General features: G+C 72.4%; 13 protein-coding genes. 7 read left to right on the forward strand and 6 right to left on the reverse strand.

Going from position 1 to position 11,656, the window contains the following annotated elements; all coding sequences use genetic code 11:
- Positions 1 to 2: 2 nt before the first annotated feature.
- From ACL02O_RS31965 to ACL02O_RS31980, 4 genes are read right to left on the reverse strand one after another with little or no spacing between them, the layout of a single operon-like run.
- Complete coding sequence (locus ACL02O_RS31965) at positions 3 to 1,067, reverse strand: ABC transporter ATP-binding protein (RefSeq protein WP_412821910.1); 1,065 nt, start codon at positions 1,065 to 1,067, stop codon at positions 3 to 5.
- 14 nt (positions 1,068 to 1,081) lie between these two features.
- Positions 1,082 to 2,071 (reverse strand): ABC transporter permease, encoded by a 990-nt coding sequence (locus ACL02O_RS31970; protein ID WP_412821911.1) that lies wholly within the window; start codon positions 2,069 to 2,071, stop codon positions 1,082 to 1,084.
- A gap of 58 nt (positions 2,072 to 2,129) precedes the next feature.
- Positions 2,130 to 3,872 carry an ABC transporter substrate-binding protein gene (locus tag ACL02O_RS31975; RefSeq protein WP_412821912.1) on the reverse strand — a complete coding sequence of 581 codons (1,743 nt, stop codon included), beginning with the start codon at positions 3,870 to 3,872 and terminating at the stop codon, positions 2,130 to 2,132.
- A gap of 57 nt (positions 3,873 to 3,929) precedes the next feature.
- Positions 3,930 to 4,961: an ABC transporter permease gene (locus tag ACL02O_RS31980; RefSeq protein WP_412821913.1), complete on the reverse strand. Its 1,032-nt coding sequence runs from the start codon at positions 4,959 to 4,961 to the stop codon at positions 3,930 to 3,932.
- A 408-nt stretch (positions 4,962 to 5,369) separates the two neighbouring features.
- Between ACL02O_RS31980 and ACL02O_RS31985 the strand changes: the two genes are divergently transcribed.
- A complete protein-coding gene (locus ACL02O_RS31985) occupies positions 5,370 to 5,777 on the forward strand; it encodes an SSI family serine proteinase inhibitor (protein WP_412821914.1) in 408 nt (135 codons plus the stop codon).
- Positions 5,778 to 5,821: 44 nt separating this feature from the next.
- On the opposite strand, the gene ACL02O_RS31990 is transcribed toward ACL02O_RS31985, so the two are convergent.
- Complete coding sequence (locus ACL02O_RS31990) at positions 5,822 to 6,451, reverse strand: hypothetical protein (protein ID WP_412821915.1); 630 nt, start codon at positions 6,449 to 6,451, stop codon at positions 5,822 to 5,824.
- A 275-nt stretch (positions 6,452 to 6,726) separates the two neighbouring features.
- Between ACL02O_RS31990 and ACL02O_RS31995 the strand changes: the two genes are divergently transcribed.
- The 3 genes from ACL02O_RS31995 (at position 6,727) to ACL02O_RS32005 (ending at position 8,341) form a co-directional block, all read left to right on the forward strand.
- Positions 6,727 to 7,632 carry a pentapeptide repeat-containing protein gene (locus ACL02O_RS31995; RefSeq protein WP_412821922.1) on the forward strand — a complete coding sequence of 302 codons (906 nt, stop codon included), beginning with the start codon at positions 6,727 to 6,729 and terminating at the stop codon, positions 7,630 to 7,632.
- Positions 7,633 to 7,848: 216 nt separating this feature from the next.
- On the forward strand, positions 7,849 to 8,052 hold the full coding sequence (locus ACL02O_RS32000; RefSeq protein WP_412821916.1) for a preprotein translocase YidC: 204 nt from the start codon (positions 7,849 to 7,851) through the stop codon (positions 8,050 to 8,052).
- Positions 8,053 to 8,092: 40 nt separating this feature from the next.
- The gene (locus ACL02O_RS32005) at positions 8,093 to 8,341 is read left to right on the forward strand and encodes a hypothetical protein (RefSeq protein ID WP_412821917.1); all 249 of its coding nucleotides are present in this window, start codon (positions 8,093 to 8,095) and stop codon (positions 8,339 to 8,341) included.
- A 60-nt stretch (positions 8,342 to 8,401) separates the two neighbouring features.
- On the opposite strand, the gene rnhA is transcribed toward ACL02O_RS32005, so the two are convergent.
- Entirely contained in the window at positions 8,402 to 8,878 is a 477-nt protein-coding gene (gene rnhA, locus ACL02O_RS32010; RefSeq protein ID WP_412821918.1) for a ribonuclease HI, read from the reverse strand.
- A gap of 98 nt (positions 8,879 to 8,976) precedes the next feature.
- Here rnhA and ACL02O_RS32015 point away from each other — a divergent pair, with 98 nt between their 5' ends.
- Genes ACL02O_RS32015 through ACL02O_RS32025 form a run of 3 tightly spaced genes read left to right on the forward strand, consistent with a single transcriptional unit; the run spans position 8,977 to position 11,592 of the window.
- The gene (locus tag ACL02O_RS32015; protein WP_412821919.1) at positions 8,977 to 9,774 is read left to right on the forward strand and encodes an inositol monophosphatase family protein; all 798 of its coding nucleotides are present in this window, start codon (positions 8,977 to 8,979) and stop codon (positions 9,772 to 9,774) included.
- A gap of 42 nt (positions 9,775 to 9,816) precedes the next feature.
- A complete protein-coding gene (locus ACL02O_RS32020) occupies positions 9,817 to 10,971 on the forward strand; it encodes a serine hydrolase domain-containing protein (RefSeq protein ID WP_412821920.1) in 1,155 nt (384 codons plus the stop codon).
- Between the two features lie 39 nt (positions 10,972 to 11,010).
- Positions 11,011 to 11,592, forward strand: coding sequence for a dihydrofolate reductase family protein (locus tag ACL02O_RS32025; protein ID WP_412821921.1), 582 nt, complete (start codon positions 11,011 to 11,013; stop codon positions 11,590 to 11,592).
- Positions 11,593 to 11,656: the final 64 nt, after the last annotated feature.

Raw genomic sequence — 11,656 nt, forward strand, 5'->3', positions numbered from 1 at the left:
GCTCACCGGGCCACCCCCATCTCGGCGATCTCGTCGCGATAGATGCGCTCGCGGGCAGCCTCCGGCAGGTGGCAGGCGACCAGGTGACCGGCCTCCCCGGTCAGACCCAACTCCGGCACCTCACCGCGGGACCGACCGCCGGTACGACCGGCGTAACGACACCGCGGATGGAACGCACACCCCGACGGCAGATTGATCAGACTCGGCGGATTACCCGCGATCGGCACCAGATCCGCGTCCGCGGCACCGTGCAACGACGGCACACTCGACAACAACCCCCACGTGTACGGATGCTGCGGCCGCCGCAACACCTGCTCCACACTCCCGTGCTCGACCGCCCGACCCCCGTACATCACCAACACGTCATCAGCCACCTGAGACACCACACCCAGGTCATGCGTGATCAGAACGATCGCCGACCGGAACTCCGCCTGCAGATCCGCCAACAGATCCAAAATCTGCGCCTGCACCGTCACGTCCAACGCCGTCGTCGGCTCATCCGCGATCACCAGATCCGGATCGTTCACCAACGCCATCGCGATCATCGCCCGCTGCCGCATACCCCCGGAAAACTCGTGCGGATACTGCTCGAACCGCCGCCCCGGCTGCGGAATCCCCACCCGCCCCAACATGTCCACCGCCCGCGACCGCGCCTCCCGCCTACCCGCCCGCGGATGATGCACCCGATACGCCTCAGCAATCTGCCGCCCCACCGTGAAGTACGGATGCAACGCCGACAACGGATCCTGAAAAACCATCGCCATGTCCCGGCCCCGCAGCCGCCGCACCTCCTCCTCCGCCAACCCGACCAACTGGCGGCCACCCACGACAATCTCTCCACCGATGCTCGCCCGCTTCGCGTCATGCAGACCCAGCACCGCCAGCGACGTCACGCTCTTACCCGACCCCGACTCCCCCACGATCCCGAGCGTGCGACCCCGCTCCACCGAGAACGACACCCCGTCCACCGCACGCACCACACCGTCCTCGGTGTCGAAACGCACCCGCAGATCCCTGACCTGGAGATACGGACCCTCGCCGGGGCGCTGCACCGGAAGCTGCACCATGTCGATTCCTCCCGTCAGCCCAGCCGGACCCGCGGGTCGATGACCGCGTAGAGCACGTCGACCACGATGTTGGCGACCACGATGAAGACCGCGGCCAGCAGCACGGTGGCCATGACCACCGGCAGGTTGAGCAGTTGTACCGCCTCCACGGTGGCCTTGCCGAGCCCCTGGAGGCCGAAGATCGTCTCGGTGATGAACGTGCCGCCGAGGCTGGTTCCGATGTCCAGGCCGGCGATGGTGACGATCGGGGTGATCGCGGCGCGCAGCGCGTGCCGGGTGTGCACCTGCCGTGCCGTCAGTCCCTTCGCCCGGGCGGTCCGGACGAAGTCCTCGGACAGCGTCTCCAGCATCTGCGCCCGGGACAGCCGGGCGTAGAGGGCCGAGTTGAGGAAGCCGAGCGTCATCCAGGGCAGCAGCAGCCCCTGCGCCCACCGGGCCGGGTTCTCGCTCAGCGGGGTGTAGCTGGGGAACGGCAGCAGCCCGGTGGCGTACACCAGCAGGTAGAGCAGGATCAGGCCGAAGAAGTAGACCTGCATGGACGCCCCGGCCAGCGTCACACCGATCGCGGCCCGGTCGAGGACCGTCCCGCGACGTAGCGCGGACACCATGCCCAGCGAGACGCCCAGGGTCAGCCAGAGCACCGCCCCGCCGAGAACGATGCTGAAGGTCACCGGCGCGCGCTGGGTGATGATCCGGGTGACCGGTTGGTTGTTGCGGAACGAGTAGCCGAGGCAGGGCGCCGGGCAGTCCTGCCGGAAGTCCCCCGAGCCGTACGTGCGGCCGACGACGATGCCCTTGACGAAGTCGGCGTACTGGCGGGGCAACGGCTGGTCGATGCCGAGCCGCCGCTCGACCTGCGCGATGTCCTCCGCGGTGCAGTTCTTGCCACACATCACCTTGGCCGGGCTGCTCGGGACGGCGAAGAAGAGACCGAAGGTGACCAGGCTGATCACGGCGAGGGTCACCCCGGCGACGAGCAGCCGCCGGACGACGAAACGGAACACGGGAGCACCTCCCCGGTGGCGGTGGGGGCGGGCCGGAACGACCCGCCCCCACGGGCGGTCACTTCTTCACATAGATGCCGTTGAGCGAGATGATGCCGAAGGCGTCGCTGAGGAAGGCGTTGCCGACCTTCGAGCCGTGCAGCTCGTAGGTGGCGTCGTAGTAGCACGGCACGACCGGCGCGTACTCCTTCATGATCTTCTGGTCGAGGGCCGTCCACCCGGCGTCCTGCTCGGCCGCGGGCAGGGCGCGGACCCGGTCGATCTCCGCGCTGACCGCCGGTTCGTCGAGGTACGAGTTGTTGTTGTTGCCCTCGGCCACGATCTCGCGGCCGTCGTAGAGCGGCGGGATGATCGTGGAGCCGGTCGGCCAGTCCGAGCCCCAGCCGGTCAGGTAGATGTCGTACGGGTTGTTCTTCCGGCCGATCTCGTCGTAGTAGCTGCTGTTCTCGATCGGCTTCATCACGATGTCGAAGCCCATGTCGGTGAGGTTCTTGCGCAGCGCCTCGGCCTGCTGGGTGCGCAGTTCGGTGTTGGAGTGGGCGAGCACGAGCTTCGGGCGCTTGCCGGCGAGCAACTCGGTGACCCTGGCCTTGTCACCGTTGACCGGAGCGTTGAACACGTCGTACTTCTGGAAGCCGGCGGTGGTCGGCGACATCAGCGTGCTGGCCGGGGAGCCGGCCGCCTGGCCGCCGAGCGCCTTGAGCAGGGCGTCCTTGTCCACGGCGTAGTTGAGCGCCCGGCGCACGTTCAGGTCGGTGATCCGCTGGGTGTTGATGCTGAGCACCCAGGTGTACTGCGTCGGACCCTTCACCACCCGCTCGACGACCCCGGCGGCGGTGGTCCGGGGCAGCACCGCCGGCGGCACGTCCAGCCAGGTCAGCGCCGCCTGGTCGGCCGGGGCGTCGGCGACCAGCCGCTCGGCGATCTGGGCCTGCTCCAGGCCGAAGGTGACCCGGACGGCGTCCGGGTAGGCGTTGCGCAGGGGATCGGTCTTCGGGTCCCAGTTCGGGTTGCGCTCCAGCTCCAACGCCACATCCCGCTCGTACGACCTGACCTTGTACGGGCCGGAGGAGAAGGGGCGCAGGTCGTAGTTGGCCCGGGTGTCCTTGGCCGCGGGCACCGGGGCGGTGGTGGGCAGTGCCGCCGCGTACGGCAGGTCGCAGTGCGGCTGCGCGAACGTGAACCGGATGGTCCGGTCGTCGGGCGTCTCGATGCCGTCCGGCGTCGCCTTGCCACCGTCGTACGGGCCCTTGTAGGTGGCGTTGTACGCGCCACCCGGGTAGAGCCACTGCTGGAGATAGTGCGGCCCCTCGTTGAGGTTGGGCGCGAACGAGCGGGCGATGCCGTACGCGACGTCCTTGCTGGTGACCGCGGAGCCGTCCTCGTACTTCACCCCTTCGCGGAGGGTGAACTCCCAGACCTTGCAGTCGGAGTTGACGTCCCGGCCGGGGTTGGTGGCCAGGTCACCGACGAGCAGCAGCTTGCCGCTGCCGTCCTCCTTGTAGCCGTTGAGCGACCGGTAGAGCTGCCCACCGGCCACCTGCTGCGTGTTGACGTAGTTGCGGGCCGGGTCCAGGTGTTCGAAGTCGGAGTTCTGCATGACGGTGAGCGTGCCGCCGGGGGTGGCCCCGTCGACCGCCCTGGCGGGACCCTGGTTGTCGGCCGCCTCGTAGGAGATCGAGCCGGTCTGGGTCTTGGTCTTCTCGTTGCCGCCGCCTCCCCCGTCGGTGGTGGGGCTGCAACCGGCGGCGATCAGCGCCGCCGCGAGGACACCGGTCAGTGTCCGGGTTCGTGCTCGCACGGTGTGTGCTCCCTTCTCGCCCGGCGGCGCCCGCCGGGCGTGTGAACGGCCGGGGGGTTACCGGGTCGACCGGGGATCCAGCGAGTCGCGCAGGGCGTCACCGAAGAGGTTGAACGCCAGGACCAGCAGGAAGATCGTCAATCCGGGGAACAGGGTGTACCAGGGGTCGCTGGCCACGTAGCCGATGCTGTTGTAGATCATCCGACCGAGGTCGGGCGTCGGTTCGGTGACGCCGACGTTGACGAAGGCCAGCGCGGCCTCGATGGCGATGAACTGCGGAACGTTCAGCGAGACCGTGACCAGGATCGGCGCCCAGATGTTCGGCAGCAGCTGCCGGAAGAGGATGTGCCCGGTGCCGGCGCCGGCGGCCCGGGCAGCCTCGACGAACTCCCGCTCGCGCAGGGAGATCACCTGGCCACGGACCAGCCGCGCGGTGTACGTCCAGCTGAACAGGCCGAAGGTGGCGACGATCAGGGCGACCCGGAAGGCCGGCGGCGGCGCCTCCCGCTCGGAGTAGAAGCGGTCCTGGAGGATCGGGATCACCGCGAGGGCGAAAATGAGGAACGGAAATGCCAGGGTGAGGTCGATCAACCAGTTCACCGTGCTGTCCAACCAGCCGCGCGCCCAGCCGGCCACCACCCCCACGGCGACGCCGACGAAAGACGCCAGCAGGGCCGAGGCGAACGCGATGAACAATGACGTACGGAGGCCGTAGACCAGCTGCAGCAGGATGTCCCGCCCACTGCCCGGTTCAAGGCCCAGCCAGTGTCCGGAACTGATGCCGCCCGCGTATCCGGCGGGCATTCCGAAGTCGTTGAGGCGGTCGACGAACTTGTCCGTCGGGTCGATCCCGGTGAGCCAGCCCAGCAGCGGCGCGCAGAGCGCGACACCTGCGGCGACGAGCAGCGTCAGCCCGCTGGTCCGGGCGGTCCGGTCCCGCTTGAGCCGCAGCCAGGCGAGCTGATTGGGCGATCGGCCGACGATCTGCGGCCGGCCGGCCGCCGCCGGCGGATCGACCGCCACTGCGCGGACCGGAGCCGCCGGATCGGTGTCGGCACTCGGGGATGGTGGCTGGGACAGGTCGCTCATGAGGATCCCTCCCGACGGCGACGAATACGTCCTTCCACCCGACGGTAAACCGCCGTTGAACGGCGAAATGAATCGTTCCGATAACGGCCGGATCGGTTGTCGGGCATCGACAACGATCCGATTTACCGAATGACTCGGTGCAATAACGGAACCATCCGGTTGTCAGCCTTCCCGACCATTGTGCGGCCGGATCAGAAATGCGCGGGACCGAGATGTCGCTCCGGTTGTCAACCGTTCGGACATTCCGACTCACCGACGATCAGGGCCGGTGTCGGCGGCAATCGGGCGGCGTAACACTTCGTGACGCTGCGCGTTCACACCGTGCACCTAGGGTTCTCGGCGGCCCGGTTCGCACGACGCCCGGGTCGCCACCGGCCCCGACCCGGGCCCCGACGGAAGGACACCACCATGCCCTTCGCCCGACGTACCGCCGCGCTGGCCGCGGTCGCCGCGCTCGGCGTACCCGCCGCCCTGGCCGCCCCGCAACCCGCGGCGGCGGTGCCCCGTCCTGGACCGGAGACGCCGTCGGTGCTGCTGCTCTCCGTCGCCGGCGCCGGCGATTTGCGCTCCACCGTGCTGGTCTGCGGTCCGGCCGGCGGGCTGCACCCCGATCCGGTGACCGCCTGCCGCCTCGTCGCCCGCGTCGACGGGGACCTCGACGTGCTGGCCGTGAACCTGGAGCCGTGCACGCGGGAGTACGCGCCGCTGACCGCACGGGCCGTCGGCTTCTGGCAGGACCGGCCGGTGACGTACAGCCGGACCTTCGACAACCGGTGCCTTCTGCACCGTGTCACCGACGCGCTGTTCGACTTCTGAGGCCGAGACGCGAAGCCCGCCGGGCGCGGGCGCCGCGCCTCGGCTCAGCGGTTCATCGAGACGGACATCCGGTCGAGGTACATGATCTCGGCGGCGAACGCCGCCAGCGCCACCACCACGCCGAGCGCGATCGCCGGGCCGGGCGACACCCCGCCCAGCCCGGCGAGCAGGGTGACGCCGAGCCCGAGCAGCAGCGCGGTGACCACGCCGACCAGGGCGGCGGCGGTCAGCAGCAGGTGCCAGCGGCCGGGGCGGGTGCCCACCGCGGCCCAGGCCGCCCGCGGGCCGCCCCCGCTGGTCACCGCGTCGGCGAAGAAACCCTCGTCGCCGTCGAACCGCCGGTGGTAGTACGCGCGGATGCGCTGGATCCGCTGCAGGTCCAGCGAGTTCTCCACCATGTTCTGGGCCAGCCGGGCGAAGGTGAGCAGCCCGGTGACGATCAGGGTCGGCAGCACCGCGCCGAGGTACGGCCGCAGCAGGTGGCCGGTGTTGGAGACGAAACCGAGGCCGATCAGCGCGGCCGAGAGCATCGACAGGAAGACGGTCGCCCGCCCCACCGACTCGGCGATGGTGGCGCTGCGCGAGGTCTGGAGCACGAAGTGCTCCGTGGTGAGGGCGGTGAGCAGGCCCTGCTCCCGCGCGTCCTCGTCCATGCCGCCGCCCTTCCCGGTCACCGTCACCATACGGAGCCGGACCGCGTCCCGGGGCGGAACCCGGGACCGGCCGGCCGGCGCGCAGGTGCGCGACGGGGATGCTCGCGCCGAGCACCCGGGTGCCCGACCCGGTCGGCCCCGACGTTCCACGGAGTCCCTCGCCGAGCGGTACGTCACCGCTCGCGCACCCGCGGGCCCGGGTTCCCGGCGGGGGCGGACAATGGTCCGGGGGCGCCCGGGTGGACGGCGGGCAGGACGACGGGAGCGACGTGTCGGAGACGGTTGAGCAGCCGCCGGTGGCCGGGGCCGGACGCGAACTGGTCGCCGACTGCTCCCGCTGCTTCGGCATCTGCTGCGTCGCACCGGCGTTCGCCGCCTCCGCCGACTTCGCAATCGACAAGCCTGCCGGCCGGCCCTGCCCGAACCTGGGCGCCGACTCGCGCTGCGGCATCCACCAGGACCTGCGGCAACGCGGCTTCCCCGGCTGCACGGTCTTCGACTGTTTCGGCGCCGGCCAGCACCTGGCGCAGGGCACCTTCGGGGGGCGGGACTGGCGCACCGACGCAAGCCTCGCACGGCGGATGTTCGACACCTTCGCTGTGCTGCGTCCGCTGCACGAGCTGCTCTGGTACCTGACCGAGGCGCTCGCGCTGACGCCGGCCGGACCGCTCCGTGACGACCTGGCCGCCGCCTTGGCGGAGACCGGGCGGCTCACCGACGGTACCCCGGACGAACTGCTGGGGGTCGACGTCGACGCGCACCGGGACCGGGTCAACGGGTTGCTCTCCCGGGCCGGCGAGCAGGCCCGCGCCGGTCGGGCGGGCGTGGACCGGCGCGGGGCGGTGCTGATCGGGGCGGACCTGCGCCGGGCCGGCCTGGCCGGGGCGAACCTGCGCGGCGCCTGCCTGATCGGGGCGGACCTGCGCGGCGTGGACCTCGGCGCGGCCGACCTGACCGGCGCGGACCTGCGCGGGGCCGACCTGCGCGGGGCGGACCTCGGGCGGTGCCTGTTCGTGCACCAGTCCCAGCTCGACGCGGCCCGCGGCGACCAGCGGACCGTCCTGCCGCCCCGGCTGCGCCGCCCGGCGCACTGGTCCCTGACGGTCACCCCGGCGCGCTTCCCCGCCGTCCCGCCGTCGGCCGGGCGGTCCACGGGCGGCCGGCCGCCCCCCGGCCGGGCGGCAGGGCGTCGCCGACGCTGACTTCCGCAACCCGCCCGCCGGGCTGCCCGGACCCTCGTGATCGACTCCGGTTGCGGCAACCCGGGGTGTCCGGGCGTCTGGAGGGCCCGACCTGCCGCAGGACGAGTGGATCACCTGGCACGGCACGTTTCAGGGCAGCCGGCCCGGGTAGGCGGCACTGAGGCATGGAAGGGGGGCGGACGGGTGGGATATCGGGCACGACAGAGCGAGCAGCCGGTGGACCCCGCGCACGCCGAGGACGAGGCCGGCCAGGCCCGGTTGGTGCAGGTGGAGGCGGACACCGACGTGCCGGCGCCGAAACCGGGCGCGCCGAAACCGGACGAGGTGACCGAGGACGACGGGTCGGGTATGGCCGGCGGCGCGTCGGGCAGCAGCTCCGGCGGATCGAGCATGCCGACCCATCCGGACGCCCCCCGCTGAGCACGCGTTTGCCCCCGGCGAGCGCGGGCAGGAGTGCCACATGACGAGTCAAGAGTCCTTCGGCCGGGCGCCCACCGACGAACCCGACGGCGCCACCGCGTACGAGGCGTCGCTGCGCCCGCCGGGCGAGTCCCTGCACAGCACCGACGACACCGGCGACGACTTCGCCGATCTGCCGGCGGAGGAGGCCCGCCCCGCCCGGGAGACGAGCCGGGCCGGTTACGACGTCGCCGACGTCTCCGGTACCGGCGACCCGGCCGTCGAGGGATACCCGGCCGTCGAGGAGTGACCCAGCGCCGGCCGGGGGCTTTCCAGACCTGCGGAGGCGGCCGGGCTCACCGCCGCCCGGTCAGCGGGCGGCCACCGCCCCGGCCCGCGCCTCCGCCATCCCACGGTTGGCCAGCGCGTCGGCCCGCTCGTTCTCCGGGTGTCCGTTGTGGCCCTTCACCCACAGCCAGGTGACCTCGTGCCGGGCGCAGGCGGCCTCCAGCCGCTGCCACAGGTCGGCGTTCTTGACCGGCTGCTTCGCCGACGTCACCCAGCCGTTGCGCTTCCAGCCCGCCAGCCAGCCGGTGATGCCGTTGCGCACGTACGTGCTGTCGGTGTGCAGGCGTACGGTGACCGGCCGGGTCAGGCTCTCCAGCGCCTGGATCGCGGCGGTCAGCTCCATCCGGTTGTTGGTCGTCGGAGTCGCCTCGCCACCGCACAGCTCCCGCTCGTGCCCGCCCCAGCGCAGCACCGCCCCCCAGCCGCCGGGCCCGGGATTCCCGCTGCACGCCCCGTCGGTCCAGATCTCCACGACCCTGCCGGTCACCGCCTCCGCCATGCCGGCAACCTACCCGGTACGCCCGGCCGCGGGACCATCCGGCCCGCCGGCCGCGCACGCCGACAGCGGCGGTGATCCCTCCCCGGTATCCTTCCGCCATGATCGACTCGGACTCGGGCCTCGACGACGCCGGGGTTGCGGTGGCCGCGGCACAGGCCGGCGCGGACGTGGTGCGGCAGATGTACGGCCAGCGGCTCCCCCGCATCGACAAGGGGGCCGGGGACTTCGCCACCGCCGCCGACGTGGAGGCGGAGAAGAGCATCCTGCGCGTCATCCGCGCCGCCCGGCCCGACGACGGGGTGCTCGGCGAGGAAGGCGGGCAGCAGGGCGCCTCCGCCGCAGCGCGCCGGTGGTTGGTGGATCCGCTCTGCGGCACGTTGAACTACGCCGTCGGCAACATGCTCGTGGCCGTCAACGTGGCGCTGCGCGAGGGGCCGGCGGCGGTTGCGGACCCGTTCGGTGCCGAGACCTACTTCACCGACGGTGCGACCGCCTGGGTACGGCGCGACGGGGTCGACGTGCCGCTGGCCCCCACCCCCGCCACCCGGCTGGTGGACGTCAACCTGGACCCGCCGTTTCCGAGCGCGCCCGGATTCCGGGCCGTGGACCTGCTGGCCCACCCCGGGTTCGGCGAGCGGTTCCGGCCCCGGGTGGTGTCCACGACGCTGGCGCTGGCCTGGGTCGCGGCCGGCAAGCGCGCCGCGTACGTCACCGACGGCGGCGACCTGTCCGGCAGCGTGCACTTCGCCGCCGGCATCGCCCTGTGCCGGGCCGCCGGCTGCGTGGTCACCGGGATCGACGGCGCCCGGATCGGGCCGGGCGGGCGTGGGCTCGTGGTGGCCGCGGACACCGACACGCACGGACATCTGATGGAACTGATCCGCGGCCGGAGCTAATCCCCGCGACAACCGGGAGCCGGTCCGGCAGAGTGGCTGATCATGGACGGACGCTGGGACGGCCTGCGGGCCGAGGTACGCGCCACGATCGACGACCTGGTCGCCTCCGGTCGGGAGGCCGGCGTGCAGGTCGCCGCCTACCTGGACGGCGCGCCGATCGTCGAGGAGCAGGGCGGCCTGGCCGACACCACCACCGGCCGCCCGCTGACCGTCGACACCCCGATCCACGCGGTCTCCACCGGCAAAGGGCTGACCAGCACCGTGGTGCACGTGCTGGCCGAGCAGGGCCGGCTCGACCCCGACCTGCGCATCGCCGAGGTGTGGCCGGAGTTCGCCCGGCACGGCAAGGACGCCATCACCCTGCGGCACGCGCTCACCCACACTGCCGGGTTGCCCGCGCTGCCGGCAGACGTCACGCCGGAGGACTTCACCGACTGGGACCGGATGTGCGCGCTGATCGCCGACGCGCGCCCGCTGTGGGCGCCGGGCGAGCGGCTGGCCTACCACGCGTGGACGTTCGGCTGGATCGTCGGGGAGGTGGTCCGGCGTACCACCGGCCGGCCGATCTCGCAGGTCCTCGCCGAGAAGGTGGCCGGGCCGCTCGGGGTGGCCGGGGAGCTGTTCCTCAGGGTGCCGGAGGCGGACCTGCCCCGGCTGGCCCGGCTGGAGGACGCCGGCCTGGCCGCCCTGATGACCTGGGCCGGGGCGAACCTGCCGAACTTCGACGCGGTGGCCCCGGCCGCCGTGCGTCCCGACGCGACCATCGGCAGCCGCCGCGACGTGCTGCGGGCCGACGTGCCGGCGGTCGGCACCGTGACCGCCCGGGCGGTCGCCCGGATGTACGCGGCGCTGGTCGGCCCGGTCGACGGCGTGCGGCTGATCTCGCCGGCCCGGCTGAGCGAGGTGTCCGCGGTGGCGGTCCGCGCAGAGGAGTGGGTGTTCGGGCAGGAGACGGCCTTCGGCCTGGGGTACGCGGTGGACGACGACGGCTCGTTCGGCACGGCGGGCAGCGGCGGCAGCCTCGCGTTCGCGTACCCGCAGCTGGGGCTGGCTGTGGCGGCGGTGCGCAACCGGCTCGGTGCGGGCGACGGCGACCCGATGGAACAACTGCGCACGCTGGTCCGCGACCGGGTGGCCGGCGAAGTCCGCCGGTGGCGGACTGTCGAAACCGGCGCCGGCCGTTCGTACAGGGGGTGAACGGCCGGCACCGGGCCGGCTCGGCCCGCGGGGAGCGGCATGCGCAGGATCATCGTCACCAACAACGTCAGTGTCGACGGGGTGATGCAGGCACCGGGGCGTCCCGACGAGGACACCCGGGACGGCTTCACCCGGGGCGGCTGGGCACTGCCCTACCAGGACGCGGTGCTCGGCCGGAAGATGGGCGAGGGCATGGCCTCGACCGGTGCGCTGCTGCTCGGCCGGCGAACCTATCTGGACTTCGCCGGCTACTGGCCCCGGCAGACCGGCAACCCGTTCACCCCGGTCCTCGACGCGCTGCCCAAGTACGTCGCCTCGACCACCCTCGCCGAACCGCTGCCCTGGGTGAACTCGCACCTGCTCAAGGGCGACGTGATCGAGGCGGTCACCGAGCTGAAGGCGCAGCCCGGCCCGGACATCGCGGTGCTGGGCAGCGGTGAACTGGTCCGGTCGCTGCGCCGCCACGGGCTGGTCGACGCGTACGTGCTGCTGGTTCACCCGCTGGTGCTGGGCACCGGCCGCCGGCTGTTCGCCGCCGGCGACACCCCCGACGAGCTGCGGCTGGTGGGGAGCGTCACGACCACCACCGGGGTGGTCATCGCCAGCTACGAGCCGGCCTGATCCGCTGCCCGCGGCCCGGCCCCCGGCACGGGGGGGGGGGGGGGGGGGGGGGGGGGGGAGGCGC

Source organism: Micromonospora mangrovicola, from assembly GCF_047200535.1.
Classification (GTDB): Bacteria; Actinomycetota; Actinomycetes; order Mycobacteriales; family Micromonosporaceae; genus Micromonospora.